This is a genomic window from Pseudomonas sp. WAC2 (assembly GCF_030403525.1).
GTDB classification, from domain to species: domain Bacteria; phylum Pseudomonadota; class Gammaproteobacteria; order Pseudomonadales; family Pseudomonadaceae; genus Chryseomonas; species Chryseomonas luteola.
In genome coordinates, this window is record NZ_JAUEPD010000005.1 from 280,322 (window position 1) to 301,565 (window position 21,244).

Annotated in this window: 17 protein-coding genes; 9 read left to right on the top strand and 8 right to left on the bottom strand. The window is 53.4% G+C overall.

What is annotated here, in order from left to right; genetic code table 11:
* Positions 1-6: 6 nt before the first annotated feature.
* The 4 genes from QWJ10_RS13055 to QWJ10_RS13070 all read right to left on the bottom strand — a co-directional run bounded on the left by QWJ10_RS13055 (position 7) and on the right by QWJ10_RS13070 (position 7,605).
* Positions 7-636, bottom strand: a complete 630-nt coding sequence (locus QWJ10_RS13055; RefSeq protein ID WP_289926933.1) for a LysE family translocator — start codon at positions 634-636, stop codon at positions 7-9.
* 230 nt (positions 637-866) lie between these two features.
* Entirely contained in the window at positions 867-3,443 is a 2,577-nt protein-coding gene (locus QWJ10_RS13060; protein WP_289926934.1) for an EAL domain-containing protein, read from the bottom strand.
* Between the two features lie 939 nt (positions 3,444-4,382).
* Positions 4,383-5,099, bottom strand: a complete 717-nt coding sequence (locus QWJ10_RS13065; RefSeq protein WP_289926936.1) for a class I SAM-dependent methyltransferase — start codon at positions 5,097-5,099, stop codon at positions 4,383-4,385.
* A gap of 223 nt (positions 5,100-5,322) precedes the next feature.
* Positions 5,323-7,605, bottom strand: a complete 2,283-nt coding sequence (locus QWJ10_RS13070; protein ID WP_289926938.1) for an MHYT domain-containing protein — start codon at positions 7,603-7,605, stop codon at positions 5,323-5,325.
* Positions 7,606-8,140: 535 nt separating this feature from the next.
* Here QWJ10_RS13070 and QWJ10_RS13075 point away from each other — a divergent pair.
* Positions 8,141-8,602: an AAA family ATPase gene (locus QWJ10_RS13075; protein WP_289926940.1), complete on the top strand. Its 462-nt coding sequence runs from the start codon at positions 8,141-8,143 to the stop codon at positions 8,600-8,602.
* A 106-nt stretch (positions 8,603-8,708) separates the two neighbouring features.
* On the opposite strand, the gene QWJ10_RS13080 is transcribed toward QWJ10_RS13075, so the two are convergent.
* Complete coding sequence (locus QWJ10_RS13080; protein ID WP_289926941.1) at positions 8,709-9,776, bottom strand: NAD(P)-dependent alcohol dehydrogenase; 1,068 nt, start codon at positions 9,774-9,776, stop codon at positions 8,709-8,711.
* Between the two features lie 153 nt (positions 9,777-9,929).
* Between QWJ10_RS13080 and QWJ10_RS13085 the strand changes: the two genes are divergently transcribed.
* From QWJ10_RS13085 to QWJ10_RS13115, 7 genes are all read left to right on the top strand, one after another.
* Positions 9,930-10,880 (top strand): nucleoside hydrolase, encoded by a 951-nt coding sequence (locus tag QWJ10_RS13085; RefSeq protein ID WP_019366390.1) that lies wholly within the window; start codon positions 9,930-9,932, stop codon positions 10,878-10,880.
* Positions 10,881-11,102: 222 nt separating this feature from the next.
* Positions 11,103-11,354, top strand: coding sequence for a hypothetical protein (locus QWJ10_RS13090; protein ID WP_019366389.1), 252 nt, complete (start codon positions 11,103-11,105; stop codon positions 11,352-11,354).
* A gap of 290 nt (positions 11,355-11,644) precedes the next feature.
* A complete protein-coding gene (gene pstS, locus QWJ10_RS13095) occupies positions 11,645-12,667 on the top strand; it encodes a phosphate ABC transporter substrate-binding protein PstS (RefSeq protein WP_026004024.1) in 1,023 nt (340 codons plus the stop codon).
* A 73-nt stretch (positions 12,668-12,740) separates the two neighbouring features.
* Complete coding sequence (gene pstC / locus QWJ10_RS13100) at positions 12,741-13,721, top strand: phosphate ABC transporter permease subunit PstC (protein WP_019367398.1); 981 nt, start codon at positions 12,741-12,743, stop codon at positions 13,719-13,721.
* The gene (pstA, locus tag QWJ10_RS13105) at positions 13,721-14,596 is read left to right on the top strand and encodes a phosphate ABC transporter permease PstA (protein ID WP_197872591.1); all 876 of its coding nucleotides are present in this window, start codon (positions 13,721-13,723) and stop codon (positions 14,594-14,596) included. Before pstC ends, pstA begins: the two co-directional genes overlap by 1 nt.
* Before the next feature lie 17 nt (positions 14,597-14,613).
* Complete coding sequence (gene pstB / locus QWJ10_RS13110; RefSeq protein ID WP_230382260.1) at positions 14,614-15,366, top strand: phosphate ABC transporter ATP-binding protein PstB; 753 nt, start codon at positions 14,614-14,616, stop codon at positions 15,364-15,366.
* 131 nt (positions 15,367-15,497) lie between these two features.
* Positions 15,498-16,133 carry a LysE family translocator gene (locus QWJ10_RS13115; RefSeq protein WP_019367400.1) on the top strand — a complete coding sequence of 212 codons (636 nt, stop codon included), beginning with the start codon at positions 15,498-15,500 and terminating at the stop codon, positions 16,131-16,133.
* 37 nt (positions 16,134-16,170) lie between these two features.
* Here the strand turns inward: QWJ10_RS13115 and QWJ10_RS13120 are convergent, their stop codons facing one another.
* Positions 16,171-17,079 carry a M23 family metallopeptidase gene (locus QWJ10_RS13120; protein WP_019367401.1) on the bottom strand — a complete coding sequence of 303 codons (909 nt, stop codon included), beginning with the start codon at positions 17,077-17,079 and terminating at the stop codon, positions 16,171-16,173.
* Positions 17,080-17,506: 427 nt separating this feature from the next.
* Between QWJ10_RS13120 and QWJ10_RS13125 the strand changes: the two genes are divergently transcribed.
* Complete coding sequence (locus QWJ10_RS13125; protein WP_010795791.1) at positions 17,507-18,097, top strand: Yip1 family protein; 591 nt, start codon at positions 17,507-17,509, stop codon at positions 18,095-18,097.
* A gap of 286 nt (positions 18,098-18,383) precedes the next feature.
* Here QWJ10_RS13125 and QWJ10_RS13130 read toward each other — a convergent pair whose 3' ends face one another.
* On the bottom strand, positions 18,384-18,827 hold the full coding sequence (locus tag QWJ10_RS13130) for a DUF192 domain-containing protein (protein WP_019367402.1): 444 nt from the start codon (positions 18,825-18,827) through the stop codon (positions 18,384-18,386).
* Between the two features lie 448 nt (positions 18,828-19,275).
* Complete coding sequence (locus QWJ10_RS13135) at positions 19,276-20,889, bottom strand: methyl-accepting chemotaxis protein (RefSeq protein WP_019367403.1); 1,614 nt, start codon at positions 20,887-20,889, stop codon at positions 19,276-19,278.
* Between the last annotated feature and the right edge of the window lie 355 nt (positions 20,890-21,244).

Below are 21,244 nucleotides of genomic sequence, written 5' to 3' on the forward strand. Positions count from 1 at the left end.
CTCCTCTTAGGCCTGCCGGGCCATCAACAGCTTTACGCCCAGCCCTACGAATAACGCGCCGCTGGCCCGCTTGATCGTCGTGACCCAACGGCTTGCGGAAAGCCGCCTGCTGAGCCTGGACACACTGAAGCAATACACACAGTGTACCGTCACGACAATCAAGGCGATGGTCAGGTACATTGTGGTGAACTGTACAACCAATAACCGTCCCGGCTCGATGAACTGCGGCAAGAAAGCGGAAAAGAAGACAAGCGTTTTCGGATTGCTGATTGATACCAGCAGCGCTTCACCAAAAACCTTGGGCGACGAGACACTGGGCGCAATAGCTGGTGTGACCGTAGACGATCCAGGCTGACGTTTGAGCAGCTGCACAAAACCAAGATAGATCAGATAAGCCGCTCCGATCAGCTTCATCGCCAGAAACGCCATCGGCATGGCTGCCACCAGAGCGCCTATGCCAAGCGCCACAAGAATGATCACGAATAGCTGCGCCGTCAGGTTACCTGCCAGGGTCGCCAGCGTTCCCCGTGCGCCATAGCGCAAGGTATTGCGAATGACCAAAAGGACGTTGGGCCCGGGAGAAAGCGTTGTTACCAGGTAAGCAAAACAAAAGACAAACCAGACATGCAGCGTCATGGAACTCTCCACAGGATCACAGATGTTACCGCATCACTATCGTGACACTTTACCTGTCCTGCCAAGAGAATGCTGAAGTTCGAGCTCGGGTGATGAGAAGGTTAAGACCCTCATTTCAGATCAGGCCCTTTATGTACTCAGTGAGAGCCTTTTTGTGTAGCCCTTAGGGCATACATCAAGCGATACGGCATGATGATCAAGACGTCAAAACCCAGAATTGGCAAAGATAGTCAGTCGCTCGTCACTGACACCTTATCTACGTAAGCAAGTAGCTCAGGCCACGGTAGCGGTTTTGCGAATAGATAACCTTGCGCCTCGTCGCACTGAGCTTTGCAAAGGAGCTCCAGGGTCTCCTTGTCCTCTACGCCCTCTGCGACGACATGGAGCCCTAGCGCATGGGCCATGTCCGATAATGCCTTCATGAACCCTGATGAATTGGACTCACAAACATTGGGTGCGATGAACGTACGATCCAGTTTGACAACATTGATAGGAAATTGGCGCAGATACGATATGCCGGCATGTCCCGTTCCGAAATCATCAACCGCCAATAGTACACCGAGTGATTTCAAGTCCTCCATGGCCAGGGCTGATGCTTCGATGTCGTGAATGAAAGCGCCCTCAGTCAGTTCGAGCTCCAACTGCTCTGGCGACAGGCCTGCTTGGTTCAAAGCACTTTTGACCTTCTGAGTCAGATTGGAGCACATCAATTGTTTGGGCGACAGGTTTACTGATACGCACAGGGCGTAACCCATACGCAAACTTAAGGTCTTTATGTCAGCGCAGGCTTGTCTTAGCACCCAGGCTCCGATTTCGTTAATCAGACCGGTCTCTTCAGCGATTGGAATAAAATCTAATGGCGAAACCAGGCCGCGCTCCGGGCTTTTCCAGCGGATCAGTGCTTCGAAGCCCTTGAGTTTCTCATCGGGTAAACTGACCCTCGGTTGGTAGTAGAGTACGAACTCGCCTCGGTCAAGCGCGCCTTGAAGAGCAATCTCCAATGCCATGCGGTCTTTCATGGCAGTGCTCATTTCTTTTGAGAAGAAGCTATAGCGATTCCCTCCGTCTGCCTTGGCCTTGTACATAGCGATGTCAGCATTTTGTATAAGAATGTCGTTACGCTGACCGTCATCTGGGTACAGGCAGATCCCAATTGATGCATTAGAAAAAAGCTGATTACCACCGACGTATACGGGTAAGGCAACAATGCCTAACAATCTTTTTGCCAGTAATTCCGCCGAAGTTTTTCCATCATTGGCATGCGCTACGATTATGAACTCATCCCCACCTAGACGAGCGACTAGGTTACCTGTCAGAAGCGCGTCCTGCAGGCGCTTGGCAATGATGCAGAGCAGCTCGTCACCTGCCTTGTGCCCCATCGAGTCATTGATGCGCTTGAAACGATCGAGGTCAATTAGCATGATTGCGATACGCTCGGTGGGCGAGGTGAAATCGAGTAGCTCCTGCAAATGCTCGTTAAGGTATGCTCGGTTAGGCAAGCCCGTCAGAGCGTCGTATGTAGCCATGTGACGGAGACGGTTCTCGGACTGCTTGCGCTCGGTGATATCCACGTAACTACCTGCCCATTCCTTGACCGCACCCGAGGAGTCAAGAATGGGCACGGCGTGCAACTCCATTTCTCGGAACTCGCCATCGGCACGCTTCAAACGCACCTCGGTGTGAATAGGGGCAGCCTCGTGGCGCATACGGGAAACTAGATTTAGCATAATGTCGCGATCATCTGGATGAATCGCATTGAGCCACCCCATCCCATCCACTTGTTCGGGAGTGAAGCCTGTAAATCTGGCCCACTCGAGCTGAGGCGTAAAGACTTCGACGTCTTTGGACGTTGTCCAGACGATGGCATTCGTTGCGTTCACCAATGAGCGGAAGCGCAACTCAGCCCTGTTTCGCTCTTGTGTCTCACGATAGCGCTCGATAATCAGTGAAGCGGTATTGGCCAATAGCTCTATCGAGTAAAGCTCCCAGTCGGTGGGGCTTCTCATTTTTCGGCTATAAAGCGCCATTATCCCCTGCACAGTGCCTTTGGTTGAGAGCAGAGGTACTGACCAACAGGAGCGAAATCCGTAGGGTGATACCAGGTGAGAAAACTGACGCCAGCGTTCGTCATTCTCGATATCTGTAGCGATTATTGTCTTGGCAAAAAATGCAGCGGCCCCACAGGAGCCAACATCTGGTCCAATGGCTAAGCCATCAAGCGATAGACTGTATTTAGCTGGCAATGATGGAGCCGCGCCGCTTCTTAAATGCTTCTGATCCGTATCGAGCAGCATAATGGACGACACTACCTTGCCACCAATTTGCTCCTCGGCCAGATTGCACAAAAGCTCAAGGACCTCTTTCAGCGGAGCGCTGGTCATGGCTAGCTCAAGAGCTTGCCTTTGACCTTTGGCGATGATGTCGGCACGTTTACTCTCAGTAATGTCTTGAGTAAATCCATACAACCGCTCGATGCAACCAGCTTGTCCCTCCGAGCAGCCGTTGACAGCAATCCAGCGTATATCACCCTGACTTGTGACAAAGCGGCATTCGTAGCGAAAGCGGTTGGCCTTGAGCAAGATGCTTTTAGTAATACGCTTGGCCACGTCCCTGTCTTCAGGGTGCAGAGCCTCGAAAAAGAGTTCTATGCTGCCTATATCTTTGAATATCCCCGGGTCGGTCGAAAAGGTCAGTCTCCCCGTCTGGATATCTAGCTCCCACTCGTGAACGTCGTTTTTGCCGAGCGCAAAATGGAAACGTTCTGGAATGTTTGCAAGCAAACGATTAAGAGCTGCGGTTATAGACATGCTCAATCTGCACCAAAATATAGGTAAAGTTATAGATACGCTGGAAGTGAATCAGTGCCCGAAAACGTGATACGCAGGCTGTATACATCTTCATCCATTTGGCATCTCACTCTTACGCACTTACTTTGTTCAACAAGCAGCAAAAAGCTACTAGATCGATATAGGCTGTGACTGTTCCCTGCCCTGTCGGATGAAGGTTTCAATTCTTCAGGCTGCAACCGGCGCGGGATTAAATTGACGCAAGCCTCTATTGGCAGAAGCGACAGACCTTGGCTTTAACTTCTCTTTTAACGTCAGTTCAATACATATGCCGTAATGAGTAATAGCCTTCGCCTCAGCGTACCCAGTATTTCTAAGCACAACGACATTCGAGTCGTTGTCTAGGTCTAGCATTTTTTGCAGGCGGCACATAGCAGTACGGGTACATGGGTAGTCTCGCTTGTATCGGTCTGATCCAGTGGTATCTCCCATGCAGGCTGACCCTTGATAGGTATGCCTGCTAAGGGACAGCTGATGCTGGCGACACGACCAAGGTACTCTGAGCCCATGCCGATGATGAAATGGATTTTCGCGGCCATCTGAAGCTGACACGAGTCACCGTCGTCAAGATGCGGCCGCCATGGGAAAGGCTGGTCCGCTATACCTTCTACTAACGGGACAGCTCCCTCATCCAGTCTACGATCTTGTAGAAAAGCTACACATTGACAGCACGGGATCACTGATCGAATCGCACGTAAAGGAAAAGCAAGAAACGGCTCGGCCAGCACCGCTGGGGTAATGGAGCATACCCACGCCTGGTGGGCTGATAGGGATAAACTGCGTATCCAGTTTGAACGCGGGCTCGATATTCACCGAACCTTGTTATCCCTAGCCTACAGCTTCATCTGTCTACATTCATTGGAGGGGGTTTGTTAGCAGCTCTAAGAGCCAATGACTGTTTTAGATTACCTTATTTGTTACCCAGGCGCCCCAGAAAAGGCTACTGAAAAAACGCTGGAAGCCACTAAATCCGGCTTCATACAAAAGGCCCTGAACGGCGGACTCGGAATGAGGCGGATCTGCTCCTTGTAAAATTTTGCCGAGCTTGGCTCTGACCTCATCTGCAGTAGCACCCTGCTGCCGCCAGCGCTCACCCCATACCTTGAGCAAAAATGGTTGATCTGCATAGGCATAGTGGTTAGCTGCCACAACCAGCGGGGCCCCCGCTTTCAAGCGAGTCTGGATCGAGCGCAGCAACTTTTTCTTGGGATCATCTCCCGGAATATGATGCAGCACACCGATCAACGTCGCAGCGTCATATGCCGTATCGGTTGGTAGATCCTCAACCGTGCCCAACAGCAATTGAACCTTATCCATCAGCCCATGTTTTTTTAACTGCTCGGCTGCGGTCTCCAGCATGGATGGCGATGGATCAACAGCAACGAAGCTCCACGTTGGCTCAAGGGCCGACAGCGATATGATTTCTTGAGCAGTACCTCCCACGCCAACGACTAAGATACGTGCAGAAGTTATATTTCCAAGACTGGCTGTAAGAACACAGGCAGCTAGATCATGACAGGCTTCATAACCAGCAAGAGCAATTCGGCTCTGTTGTCCATATTCATTAGCGCGGGATGAGTCAAACTTTGCAGCAGGATTTTCAGTGCTGTGGTCCATAGAGATTCTCCAGTTCTCAAGACACTCTATGGCCAATTGTTCAATAAATAAAAATCGGTTTTTTTATATTATCCATTCCTCTTGGGAATGGATAATACTTGGTTGCGCTCATTAGAGAGTTTTGTTAACCGCTCTTGATATAGCTGCAAGGCAGAGGATTACCTTATCCAGGCTTGGAAGGTAGCGGATGGAGACATCTACGATGCCTCCATCCGGTTAGTCATTACCGGAACGGTATCACTACTGCTTTTTTAGGTGCGACACTTGCCTCATTGAGTATTTTAGCCAACACCCGTTGAGTAAAGGGTTTTGCCAGCTTTGGTAGTGCTGTATCTGTATAAGAAGACAGATCGACATAACCACTCATAAGCAGGATTGGCAAATCAGGCCTTTCACTTCTTACCATTTCGGCTAGTCGCGTCCCGCTTATCTCCGGCATGACCAGATCAGTTAGCAGGACATCAAGGCGAGGCTCCTTCCTTAAGATTTCCAATGCGGCAGTACCTGTGGCAGCACTGAGCACGGTGTGACCGAGATCTTCCAGCATCGCTACGGTATTTCTCAGAACAAGCGTGTCGTCATCCACCACAAGGATTTTCAACGATTTGTCTGACGGTTCGGCGCTGTTTAAGCCCTTATCAATAGCGAGAGCGGGCTGATTGATGATGAGCTCCACTTCAGCTGTAGGGAGCCATAACTCAATCGTCGTACCCTGCCCTTGTTTACTGCTAATCAGAAGTTGTCCCCCCGATTGCTCAGCCAACCCCAGCGCCATGGAGAGCCCTAAGCCTGTGCCCTTGCCAACGGCCTTTGTTGTGAAAAAGGGCTCGGTAGCTCTGGCTTGGGTTTCTTTATCCATGCCTTCTCCCGTGTCGGTTACAGAAAGGCAGACATAGCGACCAGGCTTTAAACGACTGAGGGAAGCATGGTTTATGCTCCGCTCTATGGCGGTAAGGCTAATCGTACCGCCCTCTGGCATAGCATCTCTTGCGTTTACCACAAGATTCAACAGAACCATTTCCAGCTGATGACCATCCACGTAAGCTTTGGACAACGTGAGGGGAAAGTGGATGTCAATCTGAGTACCATCCCCTACCGAGCGCTCAAATAATTGACTCATACCGCGAATAAGGTCCGGCACATCAACAGCTGCGGGGCTAAGTTGCTGTTTGCGAGCAAAGCCTAGCAAACGTTGCGTGAGGTTAGCTCCACGCTCAGCCCCAAGCAGAGCGTTTTCGATCAGCGCAAGCCCTTTAGGATCATTTACCAGGCGTTTGCGCAAAAGCTCAAGATTACCCATGACCACCGCCAATAGATTGTTGAAGTCATGCGCGACGCCACCCGTTAGTTGGCCTATGGCTTCCATTTTCTGGGACTGCCGCAAAGCCTCTTCAACCCGTTTACGCTCGGTAATATTGATAAGGCCGCCTAAAACATACAGGAAGGCGCCTTGTTCATCTTGCTCGATGCGTGCAGAGACCAATACGTCCAGAACCTCATCTGCACGAGTAACTACCCGGCACTCAAGATCCTTAATCTCACCTGTTTGGAACAGACCTGGCCAGTCATGCTTGATGAATTTACGTGCCGAGGCTTCCGTCATAAAGTGACTCAGAGGCTGGCCAATCACATCCTTTCGCTCATAATCAAGCAACGTCAGCCAAGCCTCACTCACCGACTCAAGTCGCCCGTCATCATCCAGGGAATAAAGTGGAAGCGGCGTTTTTTTGTAAAGCGATCGGAAGCGGGCCTCGCTTAATCGGAGTAAGTCGGCTTCCCGCTGCGCCATAAAGGCAACACGCTTATCGTACATAGCGGCAATTAATGCCAAAAAAAGAATAAGTAGCGTTGAAGCAGAAACAGCAATAGCAAGCGTAACCTGATCAACGTTGTCGTAATAATGAGTCATGCCAGAGGGCATAGTGACGTTAAAACTTGCCCCATGCATCGCTGTGTAATGCATACCTGATATAGCGATGCCCATGGCAAGTGCAGCTAGCATTCTTGCCAACAGTCGATTCGTCCTTCTGGAAAGCCACAGCGAAACGACAGACGCACCTATGGCTATCAGAATCGAAACGCCTACCCAAAACGGATCGTTATCGATGCTTCCAGGCATGTCCATTGCTGCCATGCCTAGATAATGCATACTGGCAATGCCTAACCCCATAAACAGACCGCTCGCTAACAGACCTGCTTTGGATTTGATGTGATTGGCTGACAGAAAGCTGACGCTTGTTACAGCAACTGGGACAAGTAGCGATATAACCGTTAGATAGACGTCGTACTGCATTGGCATTTCCGGCATCTCAAACGCTAGCATGCCGACAAAATGCATCGCCCAAACGCCACCCCCCAAGGCGGTCGCTGCCGTTAATAGCCAGTAATGACGTGCCCATCCCATTGCGGTACGCGCACGTCCAGCAAGGTCTAAAGCAGTAAAGCCTGCAGTTATGGCAATAAGAATCGAAAGACAGACAAGAACAACATTGTAGGAACCATGCATCTTTGGATAGATCTCTTACTCCGGGCAAATGACTTTCCACTAATATGGTCATTGCTTGAGATAAAGAACGCTTTTCTGTCACTCCCTTGATCAAAGCCCTAAAATTTTGATCAGATGCAAGATCTGTTCCCCGGTACTGAAGGATTGGAATTTCCGGCTTTTCAGTAGTCTATTCTGCTGCTTTTTTAGCTAACTGTATTACTGCTGTCCGAGCCTGCCCGCCTTTAATTAAGAAACCTATCTTAAAAGGCGATCTGTCAAACTTCTGAACAGAGGCCAGAGATAACAGTCCGTTACAAGTGGATTAATCAATCTTAGTAGCTGGCTAGCCGCGACGGACGAAATGCGTATCCGATTTGAGCGCAGGCTTGATACTCCCGAGCACTCTATCCCTAGTCTGCAGCATCATCTGGCTGTGCTCATTAGAAAGGTTTTGTTAGTCGCTCTAACTATTCCGGAATAACTATTAAATAACCGCTCTGTACCATGTAGCGCTTTTCTGCCCTGCCCTCATCTCCAAAGTGAAGCCTGCTTTATGAACATACTGATTACGGGCGCATCAGGGTCTGGTACAACAACCTTGGGTGCCGCATTGGCCAACCGTCTGCATGGCGTGGCCCTGGACGCAGATAGCTATTACTGGTTACCCACTGAAACACCCTATACCCAGCGACGCGACAAGTCCGAGCGTAATGCGCTGTTGATTAAAGACATGCAGGTCAGTGAGACGGTGATTATTTCCGGCTCGATCATGAACTACGGGGACTCCCTCGAAAACCTGTTCGACCTGATTGTGTTTCTTTACCTGCCCGCTGAAATCCGCATCCCCCGCCTCAAGGCACGGGAGGAAGCCCGTTTCGGCTCAGCCAGCCCCGAGTTCTGGACTGGGCTGCTCAATACGATAGTGGTCCCGCGGTTGGGAGCAGGAGCCTTGCTAACCATACCGTCTGGCTGTGCCAGCGTACCTGCCCGGTGCTTAGGCTGGAAGGTGATATGACCGTGGAGGCACGCGTAAGACATGTTGTGGCTGAACTCGAGCGACTGGCCCTTCTACCCCACCCATAAAAAAGCCCGCACAAAGCGGGCTTTTTGTCTGTCAGTGATCAGGCGGCCACAGAAGCTGCCTCTTTCAGCGAGGCCATATCGATCACGAAACGGTACTTCACGTCCCCCTTGAGCATGCGCTCGTAGGCTTCGTTGATGTCCTGCATCTTGATCATTTCGATGTCGGAGACGATGTTGTGCTTGGCACAGAAATCCAGCATTTCCTGGGTCTCGGCAATTCCGCCAATCAGCGATCCGGCAATCTGGCGACGCTTAAAGATCAGGTTGAACACTTCGGGAGACGGATGCGGCTCAGCGGGCGCGCCCACTAACGTCATGGTGCCGTCACGCTTGAGCAGAGAAATGAACGCGTCCAGGTTGTGCGAGGCAGCTACGCAGTTGAGGATGAAATCAAAGCTGTTCAGGTGTGCATTCATCTCGTCCTGATTTTTTGACACTACTACTTCGTCAGCACCCAGTCTCAGCGCGTCCTCCTTCTTGTCGGGCGAGGTTGTGAACAATACAACATGAGCGCCCATTGCATGGGCAATCTTGACTGCCATGTGGCCCAGGCCGCCCAGACCAACAACACCTACTTTCTTGCCCGGACCGACCTTCCAGTGGCTGAGCGGCGAATAGGTGGTGATGCCAGCGCACAGAAGCGGCGCAACAGCAGCCAGATTTTCGGTATGGGTGATCTTCAGAACAAACTTTTCGCTGACGACGATATTGTCGGAGTAACCGCCATAGGTATTCTCGCCGCCAAAGACCGGCCCGTTATAGGTACCGACGAAACCGTTCTCGCAATACTGTTCCAGCCCTTCATTGCAGGAAGAGCATTGCTGACAGCTGTCGACCATGCACCCTACACCAGCCAGATCGCCTACCTTGAAACGGGTCACATGATCACCAACCGCTACGATACGGCCAACGATTTCATGTCCCGGTACTGACGGGTATAGCGTGTTCTTCCATTCATTGCGCGCAGTGTGCAGGTCCGAATGGCAGACGCCGCAGTACAGAATATCGATCTGTACATCGTGTGGGCCTACATCACGCCGGTCGAAGTTGTACGGCACCAGTTGATCCTGAGGGGAATGAGCGGCATAGCCCTGAGACTTAATCATGCTTATCGTCCTCTTGCAGAAGGCCGTAACGGCCAGAAAAAGGCAGGAAACAGTGGACTCGTTTCTACAGGCAAAGTTACCGTGCCCCTATCGGGTCCTGGCGCGCCTTGATGCAAACGCCACCACCCACTTTAGCAAGAAGGACATGACCGCATGACAACCCCTATCATTTTCGACACCGATCCGGGCATTGATGACGCCCAGGCCATTGCCATCATCATGGCTGATCCGGGCATCGAAGTGGTTGGCCTGACCACCACCTTCGGCAATGTCTCGATCGAGACGGCCACGCGTAATGCCTTATCGCTTGTCGAGCTGGCGGGTCAGGACATTCCCGTGGCCCAGGGCATGGGTACTCCGCTGGAAAAAACGCCTCACCCTGTTCCCGCCCATGTGCATGGCGATGACGGCCTGGGCAATCTGAACCTGCCCGCCCCGACGCGTCAGGCGGTGTCCCAGAGTGCGGCCGAGTTCATTGTCGAGGAAACTCGCAAGCGTCCCGGCGAGATCACCCTGGTGGCTGTCGGCCCGCTGGGTAATCTGGCTAAGGCCCTGGAGCTTGATCCAGAGGTTATCCACCGCGTAAAGCAGGTGATCGTCATGGGCGGCTCGATCCGTGAGGGCGGCAACGTTACGCCACTGGCGGAAGCCAACATGTTTTCCGACCCGCATGCAGCCGCCCGCGTCATGACGGCTGGCTGGCCGCTCACGCTGGTAGGCCTGGACGTTACCCACCGCACCTGCCTTGATCCGGTGCGCATGCAGCGCATCACCGAAGCGCACCGCACCCTGGGTCCACTCTTGGCCCATAGTTACGCTTTCTATGCCAAGTTCTACAAATCGGCCCTGGACATAGACGGCTGTACGCCTCATGACAGCTGCGCAGTAGCGTTCCTGCGTCATCCGGAGTGGTTCCAGACCGTACGCGGCCACCTGAACGTGATAACCGAGGGGCTTGCCGAAGGCCAGACCGTCTTTGCACCCGAAGGCCGCCAGTTCGTGGGAGACCGGTGGAGCCAGTCACCTCTCGTCGACGTGTGCATGGGCATCGATGGCGAAGCAGTCGTGCACTGGATGGAAGAGGTCCTGACAGCCAACACCTAAGCCCGGTCATGGCGCTACGGCTCATTTCGTAGCGCCCGCACGATGGGTGGAGTACAGCGATACCCATCGCCTCTACCGCCACAGCTTTTTCTGCTCAAGCATTGCCGTAGTTCTCACTTTTCAGGCTCAACCACCACAGACAGCCGCTTGCGTGGCCTTCGCTGGAACTAACGCAAAGCGACTGTCTTCCAAGCGACATCATTATGTGAAGGGGAGTACACCATGCGCCAATGGTTAGCCATCCTGTTTACAGCCTTGGCCCTGGCAGGACTCGGCGGGTGTGATGACCAGCCTGAGGACCATCGCAAGGAGGCTGCTGAACACGCGCAAAAGGCCAAGGAGCATGAAGCCGCCGGTAATCAGCAGGCAGCCGATGCCGAGCGTGCCGCCGCGGCAGAAGCCGATCATGCCGCGCGCCTTGAGGAAGCTGAAAAAGACCCTCAGAAAGAAGGTAATGCCGAATCACCGCGTTAAGCCTTCCAGGCTGACTCACGTAATAACCTGTCTTAAAACCGACCGTGACAGCACCCACACGGTCGGTTTGCACAAATAGACAAAAAATTTCGGATAAACCTTCCATATCCTCCGGAACCCTTTGTTTTCAGGGGGATCAAGACAATTTAAAAGCTGAAAAACACGCCTGGATACAATCTCCTGATGGCTCAGTGCCGCTTGTTCATAATTCTGTAACATATTTGTCGCTTTAATTTCACGTACACAAACTAGCTTCTGCCTCACTTAACAGCCAGACATGCCTAGGAGGCATCGTGTACGCCACTCGCACTTTCCGTCTTGCCGCTCTTCTGTCTGCTCTCTGCCTGAGCACGGTCGCTCATGCCACAGACGTTACAGGCGCCGGTTCCAGCTTCGTCTATCCGGTACTGTCGAAGTGGTCTCAGGCTTACAGCCAGAAAACCCAAAACCGTATCAACTACCAGTCCATTGGTTCGGGCGGCGGTATTGCTCAGATCAAGGCGGGCACGGTTGATTTCGGTGCCTCCGATGCCCCGCTGAGCACTGACGATCTGCAAAAGTCAGGTCTGGGCCAGTTCCCCAGCGTGATCGGCGGTATCGTACCGGTCGTCAACGTGGAAGGTATTGCGCCCGGCCAGTTGAAGCTGGACGGCGAAACCCTGGCCAAGATTTTCATGGGTACCATCAAGACCTGGAACGACCCGGCCATCGCCGCGCTGAACCCGGACCTGAAGCTGCCTTCGGCCAACATTACCGTTGTACACCGCTCCGACGGCTCGGGCACCTCCTACAACTTTACCAACTACCTGGCTAAGGTTAGCCCTGAGTGGAAGGAAAAGGTCAATTTCGGCACCACCATCAACTGGCCGACCGGTGTAGGTGGCAAGGGTAACGAAGGGGTTTCTGCTTACATTAAGCAGATCAAGAACTCCATTGGTTACGTGGAATACGCCTATGCCCTGCAAAACAAGATGTCCCACGCTCAGTTGAAAAACGCGGCGGGCACCTTTGTTGAGCCCAACGCGAAGAGCTTCCAGGCCGCTGCTGATACTGCAGACTGGGGCGCCTCCAAGGACTTCAACCTGCTGATGACCAACGCGCCAGGTGCTGACGCATGGCCAATCACTGCCACGACGTGGGTGATCATGTACAAGGAGCCGAAGAACGCCGAGCGTAGCAAGGTCGCCTTCGATTTCTTCAAGTGGTCCCTGGAAAACGGCCAGAAGGATGCCGCTGCACTGGACTACGTTCCGCTGCCGGACTCCCTGGTCAAGAAGATCGAGGCGTATTGGGCATCTGACTTCAAGAGCTGATTCCCCACTGCCCCTCCCCGTGCACCCTGCCTCGATCATCGAGGCGGGGTGCACTGCTGAAGGATCCTGAAAAATGCCCGCTATACCCTATACGACCGCCACCCGGGAACAACGAGAGCAGCGTGCCAGACGCGATACGCGTCATGACCGTTGGTTCCGTATTACCCTGTTGACCGCTGCACTGCTTGTCCTGTTCGTCATGCTTGGTGCGGCTGTATCCACACTTTGGGGCGGTCGCCTGGCCTTTACCACCTTTGGCTGGTCTTTTTTGACCAGCAGCGAGTGGGATGTGGTCAACGGACGCTTCGGCGCCCTGGTGCCTATCTATGGCACACTGGTTACCTCTCTGATTGCGCTGATTCTGGCCGTACCGGTCAGCTTTGGCATCGCTCTGTTTCTGAGTGAAATCGCGCCACCCTGGCTGCGTACGCCGGTTGCGTCCGCAGTCGAACTGCTTGCCGGCATCCCCTCGATCATCTACGGGATGTGGGGCCTGTTCGTATTCGGCCCGTTCATGGCGGAGTATCTGGCGCCCTGGATCAATGACTATCTAGGCGCCATCCCGGTTATCGGCGGTCTTTTCCAAGGCCCGGCGCTGGGTATCGGTATGCTGAGCGCCGGCATTATTCTGGCGATCATGATTCTGCCCTTCATCACATCGGTGATGTACGAGGTCTTCCGAACCGTTCCACAACAGCTGAAAGAATCGGCCTATGCCTTGGGCTCGACGACATGGGAAGTCTGCTGGGATATCGTTCTTCCCTACACTCGCTCAGCAGTCGTCGGCGGTATCTTCCTGGGCCTGGGACGGGCGCTTGGAGAAACCATGGCCGTGACCTTCGTACTGGGTAACGCCCACCAGCTGTCCCTATCGCTGATGATGCCCAGCAGCTCCATTGCTTCGGTCATCGCTAACGAGTTCAACGAGGCCTATACTGATTTGCATCGCTCCTCGCTGATCGCCCTGGGCTTCTTGCTATTCGTCGTCACGTTCATCGTGCTGATGATGGCCCGCCTCATGTTGGCGCGTATGTCGCGCCGGGCAGGTAACTGATGGCCGTCAACGAAAACCTCTATCGCACACGCAAGATCAAGAACGCCATCGCCATGACGCTCAGCAGCGCGGCGGCGATCATCGGCCTTGGCTGGCTGGTCTGGATTCTGGCCACTACCCTGATCAAGGGTGGTAGTGCGCTGAGCCTGACGCTCTTTACCGAGATGACGCCACCGCCCGGCGCCGAAGGGGGCTTGGCCAACGCCTTGTATGGCAGCGTGCTGATCAGCCTGCTTGCCCTGGCCGTTGGTGCGCCTATCGGCATCTTGGCTGGACTGTGGTTGGCCGAGTTCGCTCGTACCTCCAAGTTGGGCACGGTGATTCGTTTCGTGAACGATATCCTGTTGTCTGCCCCGTCCATCGTGATCGGTCTGTTCGTCTACACCGCCGTCGTGATCCCGATGAACCAGTTCACCAACGGCTCGATCAGCTTTTCGGGCTTTGCCGGTGGACTTGCGCTTGCCATGTTGGTGATTCCAGTGGTGACCCGGACCACGGACGAAATGCTTCAGCTGCAGCCTGCCTCTCTCCGTGAGGCGGCCCTGGCGTTGGGTATCCCGCAGTGGAAAGTCACTATTGAGATCCTGCTACGCGCGGCCAAAGCCGGCGTGGTAACAGGCGTTCTACTGTCCATGGCGCGCATTACCGGTGAAACGGCGCCGCTGTTGTTTACCGCCTTTGGCAACCAGTTCTGGAACTCCGACCTGCTAAAGCCAATGGCAAGTGTGCCGGTCACCATCTTCCAGTTCGCCATGAGCCCGTTCGAAAGCTGGCAAGCGCTGGCGTGGGCAGGTGCGCTGTTGCTAACTATCTTTGTTCTGGTCCTGAGCCTTCTATCCCGTTTCGTTTTCTCCCGTAATAAAGGTGCCCAATGAGCAATCTTCAGACGCATATGCCAGAAATCTGCGCGCGCAACGTTGGGTTCCAGTACAAGAACCATATCGCGCTGAAATCCATCAACCTGGATATCCCGGCCAACAAGATCACTGCGATCATTGGCCCATCCGGCTGCGGCAAGTCCACGCTTTTGCGTATTTTCAACCGCATCTACGCCGAATATCCCAATCAGAAGGCTACCGGCGAGATTCTGCTCGATGGGGAAAACATCCTCGATCCCAAGTATTCGCTGAGCCGCCTGCGCAGCACTGTGGGCATGGTATTCCAGAAGCCGGTGCCCTTCCCGATGTCGATCTTCGACAACGTGGCCTATGGCATTCGCCATCACGAGAAACTGTCGCGCGTCGAAATGAACGATCGCGTAGAGCAGGCCCTTCGCGGCGCGGCATTGTGGGATGAGGTGAAGGACAAGCTCCAGCAGAGCGCGTTGGGTCTTTCCGGCGGTCAGCAGCAGCGCCTGTGTATCGCCCGGACCATTGCCCTGCGTCCCCGCGTACTGCTACTGGACGAACCCACGTCAGCGCTCGACCCGATCTCAACCATGAAGATTGAACAGCTGATCACGGACCTGAAAGAGCAGTTCACTGTTGTGATCGTGACCCACAACATGCAACAGGCCGCCCGCTGTTCGGATATCACTGCGTTCATGTACCTGGGTGAATTGATCGAAGTGGGGTCGACAGACCTGATCTTTACCAAGCCCAAGCAGAAGCAGACCGAAGACTACATCACCGGCCGCTTCGGTTGATGTAACGCAACAGCACGCCACGCCTCGCTTATGGATCTTTAACGAGGCGTGGTACTACTGTAGATCGTCCTCCCCCCTTTACGTCGTACCGCCCTCCCCGCACTATCTCTTGCTCCCCATCATGAGAAGAGATGATTCACATGCTCTCACCTGAGCAATTCTTAAGCTTTCTGGCCGTAGCCCTTCTGATCACCGCCTCGCCGGGCCCGGACAATTTGATGGTCCTGGGTATTGGCGTCTCCAAGGGGCGACTGCGCGGCATGGTATTTGGATTTGGTTGTGCACTCGGCTGTCTGGCACATACCGCCTTGGCCGCGCTGGGCGTCAGTGCGCTGATTGCCGCCTCGGCCACGGCCTTCACTGCCCTCAAGATTGCCGGCGGGCTCTACCTGATATGGCTTGGTATCCAGGCGCTGCGCAGCACCGGGCAGACGCGTATCAACAATGATGTTCAGATCGATGAGTCGCTGAGCAAGCTGTTCTTCAAAGGTCTGTTCGCCAATGCGATCAATCCCAAAGTCGTGCTGTTCTTCCTGTCCTTTCTGCCGCAGTTCGTGATTGCCGAACAGGGCAATGCCAGTCTGCAAATCCTGCAGCTGGGCGTACTGTTCACACTTCAGGCGGCGGTGCTGTTTGGTCTACTGGGATATTTCTCGGGCGCAGCCGGGCAATGGCTGCAGCGAAAGCCTCGTATTGGGCTATGGCTCGATCGAGTCGCAGGCGGCATTTTCGTCGCGCTGGGCGTTCGTCTGATCGTTTCACGCTGATAGGCAGGCGGGGCAAGCGGGCCCCGCCATGCGATGTTTACTGCCCACCCAGCGCGAAGTTGGGCAACTCGCCTACAGGTCTGGCGAAGCGGAAAGGAATGGACACCAGCGCATCCCCCTCGCCCTGCTGAACCACGAAATGCAGGTGCGGCCCGGTACTGCGTCCGGTATTGCCCGACTGCGCCAGGGGTGTGCCTGTCGTAACCTTCTGCCCTTCCCTTACGACAACCGAGCCACGCTTGAGATGCAGATAGGCACTCTGCGTGCCATCATCATGCTGGATACGAACAAAGTTGCCTGATGGACTCGGTCCATGCCCGAACTGGCGATTCTGGATCTCGATGACAGTACCGCTACGCGCCGCCACGACGGGCGTGCCTTCAGGCATGGCGACATCCACGGCATAACGGCCTTTGGGCGTATGGTGGCTGAAGTCACCGTTCGCGCCCTGGCTGATGAAGAACGGACCGCCCTGCCAGGGCAAGGAATAGGCGTAGCCAGCCGTAATACTGGCCAAACTGTTAGGGTTGCCCAGCCCGCCGCCACTGCCTGGTGCGAAATGAGGAGAAAAGCTGAACGCCTGGTCATAGTGCATCGGGAAGCCCTGCTGACGTTTCTGTAGCGTGGCCACACGAAGCTGACTATTGGCTGGGACCGTCTGGCGAATCACGCCATTACCAACCCCGCCTACATTGACAGTACGGCTCAAGCGCACCGTCACCGTTACGGGTACGTCCATATCATTGCGGACTTCCAGCGCTTTGCCTGCTTTGGTGTTCAATGTCAGGAGACGAACACCGCCCTTACGCTTGGCACGTGGCTTTTCCGTGAGGCTCGTTTGATCAGCCTTGCTGATCAGGGAGGTTTCCTTGCTTTGCTCTGTCATGGCCCACGTGGGCGAGGCCAGCAGCCATGAAGTCAATAAAGCTGAACACAAATAGCGCATGCTGTGATCCGTCACTCGGTAAGGTCTGTGCCCACGCTTGATTGGGCGGGCGAAGGGTCGCCGATTGCATGGCGGGATCGGCCTATGATCCAGAGCGAGGAGGTTGAGTTCCAGCGCACACTTTCAAAGTGAGAGGCAAATCAAACTTCCTGATAGCGACCTGACATCAGGCATTACCGCCTATCGGCTCTATAACGCCTAGCCCAGCTCAGGTAGACCATTCATCGGTCAGTAAACACGTGACCGATATCCTCATTTCAGTTTGATCTTTAAGGTTTGTTACTTATGACCAAATGCTCATAGCAATGACCTGACCAAGCATTTTGACTTTCTATACTGAAAACAGGCCGCACCTCTCGCAGCGGCCTGCTGCGGAGGACCTACAACGTTTCGCCGATAGCGTCCTTCGGCGAAAGTGAGGTGTGTCATGATCAATCACGTTTGGGGCCTTCTGGCCCATCCTGATCGTGAATGGAAGCAGATCGATAACGAGAGGGAGTCGGTTTCCCATGCGTATGCGCATCACATCCTCTGGTTGGCTGCGATTCCAGCAGTCTGCGCCTTTATTGGCACGACCCAACTGGGTTGGAGCTTTGGCGGTAATCATCTTCTTCGCCTGTCACCCTGGACAGCCTTCACGATAGGGGTAATGTCCTACGCCTTGATGCTGGGTGCCGTTTACGTGATGGGCAGTGTGATTCACTGGCTGGCACGGCGCTATCCTGACCGGCCCAGCAAGGAACGCTGCGTAGTCTTTGCAGGTTACATTGCTACGCCTATGTTTTTAAGCGGCCTTGTTGCGCTTTACCCGCTGGTCTGGCTGTGTGCATTGGCCGGGATTGCCGGGCTCTGCTACACCGCCTACCTGCTCTATGTAGGTATCCCGAACTTTCTGAATATCGATCGCCGTGAAGGCTTCATCATGTCAGGCTCGACACTGGCCATTGGCGTGCTCGTGCTGGAACTGCTGATGGCGATGACCGTATTGCTTTGGGGTTACGGTCTGCAATTTGGCTAATCCATGTGCACCGCTCCTAAAGTCGGAGCGGTGCACACCTTTTTATCGCAAGTGACAAGCAATACATCATTGAACTACACCATGTAATTCAATGGGATCTGAGCATAGGGATCGTATTCAAGTTCAGACAATACGAGTTCGTAATCCGGGATAATCAAGACTTTCATCGTGTCCCTATGAAAAGAACAGCCCCGGTCTTTCAACGGTAGACACTGCCGCTCTGCAGGCCCAGGTTTCAGCCATAGGCCGGCTAGTTATCTGGCAAGTGCCTTAGCGCAGCGATGCCTTACAAACCCTGTATCCTGTCTCCAGCTTTGATGGCATGCCGCTCGAACCAGCCTTGATTCATCTCTAATGCTCTTTCGACTTTGGCAGAAGCACAGTGGACGGTTTCACTCAGTGGCTCCATATCCTGTATTTCAAGAATACGCCCCCGCTCGTCTACAAATGCAACCGAAAGCGGCAATGGAGTATCCCGCATCCAGAAACAGGCTTTCCTGGGTTGATCGAATACAAACAACATGCCTTGTGTGTCGGGCAGGTGCGTGCGTTGCATAAGACCCTGTTGGCGTTTTTCAGCCGTGTCGGCCACTTCAACCGTTACGGCATGTCTCCCTACCTTTATTGGTCGTACTTCTAACGCCTGCGCATAACCCGACCCGGCAGCGATTGCCCCTGTCAGCCCAATAACGCCGGCCGCCACCCATGAGCACAACGATGATTGGGGCATATGGCGAGCCCTTTCCTTTGTGTAATGAAAGAAACCTAAGCGAATCGCCTGGGCTACTTAAATCCCGCGGACCGGGATCAGGTCGATTAAAGGTTATGTCCTGGCAATAAGAATAGCATTTGACTCCTTGGTACTGCCGTCCCACCCGGTTCCTTCACCGTTGAAGAAAGACCATGAGCAGTAAACAAGATACTCATAAAATTAAGGGCTTATAGTGTAAGTGCAGTCCAGCATTGACCAACCAACTATGGCAGCCGTTACCAAGGCTCCACTGCAATAATCACCCAGCCAGTGCCAATAAAATTGCTGTGTATATAACCGGCCCGATTAGCTCAACCTGTGTTCTGATTACAAGAGCTGTTAGCTTATATGCAGATGCAGAGCCAAATATGGAAAGTAGATGGCATCACAACATTATCAATGCGCGATGCCATCATGGAGCCCTGTCTTAGCGCGTTTTGAATTGCGCTGAAATTCGGCTCAATTCATGAGCCAGTTCAGTCAGCTCATTGGCTGTGCCTGCCACCTCATTGGACGAATGGCTGTTCTGCTCGGATAGGGTTGCAATATGTTCTACCGTGCGAGCAACTTCCTGACTGGCAGTAGAATTTTCCCTTACCGCATCGCTGATGTTTCGTACGATACTGACCACTTCTTCTGTAGCTTTCTGGATCGTACTGATTGCTTCAGCACCATGGCTGGCCAGCTGCTCGCCCTGAGTGACCTGCTCTACGTTATGGTCCATGATCGCAACCACAGCCTTGACGTTGCTCTGGATACCCTGGATTTTGCTGGCAATCTCTTGTGTTGATTGCGTCGTACGCTGCGCTAACAATCGCACTTCATCTGCAACCACAGCGAAACCTCGACCCTGTTCACCGGCCCGAGCCGCCTCGATAGCCGCGTTTAGCGCCAGGAGGTTGGTCTGATCAGCAATGGACTGGATCAGTCCTACGATTGAGCGGATTTCATCTGACTGCTGCCCAAGCTCAGCCACTTTGCCAGCCGAGTCCCTTACACTGACAGACAATGTAGCCATACCATTGGCAAGGTCCATAACGGTAGAGCTACCGCTTGCAGCAATCTGGCCAGTCTGGCGAGTTGTTTCTGCTGCAGCAGATGCATTATTTGAAAGATCCGAGATGCTTGTGGTCATCTGTTCGATGGAGGCAGCAATGCTTGATGCAGCATCACTACCACGCCCAGCGCCTTGCGCTACGGTCTCCGAAGCCTTCGCCAACTCTCCTGAAAAGGAGACCAGCCGGTCTGCGCCGCCCTTCAGGCGAGCAATAACCGAGTTAAGCTCACACCGCATAGCTTCCAGGTGCCCAAGCAGACTGTCAGGGCGGCTACTGGGGATTGGTTGAGTCAGATCACCTTGAGCGATCAATGCAACGCTACGCGCCGCATCGGCAGGTTCGCCACCTAATGTTCTGAAGACAGATCGAGTGATCCAGGTAATCAATGCCAGGGAAGCCAGAATTCCAATCAACAGCGTCACGATGACAAGGGTACGAACCCGGCTAACCGTGTTAGTCGCAAGCTCTTGGTCCTTTTTCAAGGATGCAGCCTGATAGTCACTCATCGTGTTATAGGCGTCCTGATACGCCTTCACCTTATCGCCCAGCTCCCTATCTACCGTAGCCATCAGCGTGGCACGGTCAGCGCCTTTGGATTTCTGAACGAACGCCGCTAACGAATCCAGATAGATCTTTCGCTTTTCCCGCATGGTTTGTAGCAAGGCAATCCCTTCAGGATCCTTGACGCTGGCCTCGAACTCTTTGAGATAAACGTCGTTCAGCTGAACCGTTCGCGCACGCTCAGCATCCAGAGCACGAATATCTTCTGGATCATCAAGGAATAAACTCTTGATAGCGCGCTCGCGGTTCAAGTTAAGAATACCGGGAATTACGAGGGAGAGCTGGACCTTACGAGCAGCCGATGCCATTTCCTCGGTACGATCCTGCAGAGTCCCAAGACTCCAATAAGCCAGAAGTCCTAATGACAGAATCATTAAGAACATACCGCCAAATGCTGCCCACAATTGATGCTTGAGTTTCATAGGTTTCACAACTGATAGTGGGACTGGCTATGTAGCCAAGCCATTTTATTGGATAAGCCCCACTACTCGAACCCAGTGAGACTGACATGTCTATCACTGAGTTTTTCGACTCAACCTTAGGAAACTTGATGAAAACCCGAACAACCCTGGTTCCGATTTTTACTATAGAAGCTGTAGAAATGACCCATACAGTGTCTATCGCTGGGCTTCCAAAGAAATCGTTCAGTAAGTTTCAAAAACCCGCCAATGTAACTGAACATTTCTAGGCAATAAAAATTAAGCCGGGCTTAAATCAAGAACAATCAAACCAAACAGTTGAGCAACTCACTAAGGCACCTATTAACATCGACTAATC

What these genes read in the sequence shown, in the direction of transcription:
- QWJ10_RS13065 (WP_289926936.1), bottom strand. Translation starts at nt 5,099, where the DNA reads ATGGACCACAGCACTGAAAATCCTGCTGCAAAGTTTGACTCATCCCGC.
- QWJ10_RS13120 (WP_019367401.1), bottom strand. Translation starts at nt 17,079, where the DNA reads ATGCGCTATTTGTGTTCAGCTTTATTGACTTCATGGCTGCTGGCCTCG.
- QWJ10_RS13125 (WP_010795791.1), top strand. Translation starts at nt 17,507, where the DNA reads ATGATCAATCACGTTTGGGGCCTTCTGGCCCATCCTGATCGTGAATGG.
- QWJ10_RS13070 (WP_289926938.1), bottom strand. Translation starts at nt 7,605, where the DNA reads ATGCATGGTTCCTACAATGTTGTTCTTGTCTGTCTTTCGATTCTTATT.
- QWJ10_RS13090 (WP_019366389.1), top strand. Translation starts at nt 11,103, where the DNA reads ATGCGCCAATGGTTAGCCATCCTGTTTACAGCCTTGGCCCTGGCAGGA.
- QWJ10_RS13085 (WP_019366390.1), top strand. Translation starts at nt 9,930, where the DNA reads ATGACAACCCCTATCATTTTCGACACCGATCCGGGCATTGATGACGCC.
- pstA (WP_197872591.1), top strand. Translation starts at nt 13,721, where the DNA reads ATGGCCGTCAACGAAAACCTCTATCGCACACGCAAGATCAAGAACGCC.
- QWJ10_RS13135 (WP_019367403.1), bottom strand. Translation starts at nt 20,889, where the DNA reads ATGAAACTCAAGCATCAATTGTGGGCAGCATTTGGCGGTATGTTCTTA.
- QWJ10_RS13080 (WP_289926941.1), bottom strand. Translation starts at nt 9,776, where the DNA reads ATGATTAAGTCTCAGGGCTATGCCGCTCATTCCCCTCAGGATCAACTG.
- pstC (WP_019367398.1), top strand. Translation starts at nt 12,741, where the DNA reads ATGCCCGCTATACCCTATACGACCGCCACCCGGGAACAACGAGAGCAG.
- QWJ10_RS13115 (WP_019367400.1), top strand. Translation starts at nt 15,498, where the DNA reads ATGATTCACATGCTCTCACCTGAGCAATTCTTAAGCTTTCTGGCCGTA.
- pstB (WP_230382260.1), top strand. Translation starts at nt 14,614, where the DNA reads ATGCCAGAAATCTGCGCGCGCAACGTTGGGTTCCAGTACAAGAACCAT.
- QWJ10_RS13130 (WP_019367402.1), bottom strand. Translation starts at nt 18,827, where the DNA reads ATGCCCCAATCATCGTTGTGCTCATGGGTGGCGGCCGGCGTTATTGGG.
- QWJ10_RS13055 (WP_289926933.1), bottom strand. Translation starts at nt 636, where the DNA reads ATGACGCTGCATGTCTGGTTTGTCTTTTGTTTTGCTTACCTGGTAACA.
- QWJ10_RS13075 (WP_289926940.1), top strand. Translation starts at nt 8,141, where the DNA reads ATGAACATACTGATTACGGGCGCATCAGGGTCTGGTACAACAACCTTG.
- QWJ10_RS13060 (WP_289926934.1), bottom strand. Translation starts at nt 3,443, where the DNA reads ATGTCTATAACCGCAGCTCTTAATCGTTTGCTTGCAAACATTCCAGAA.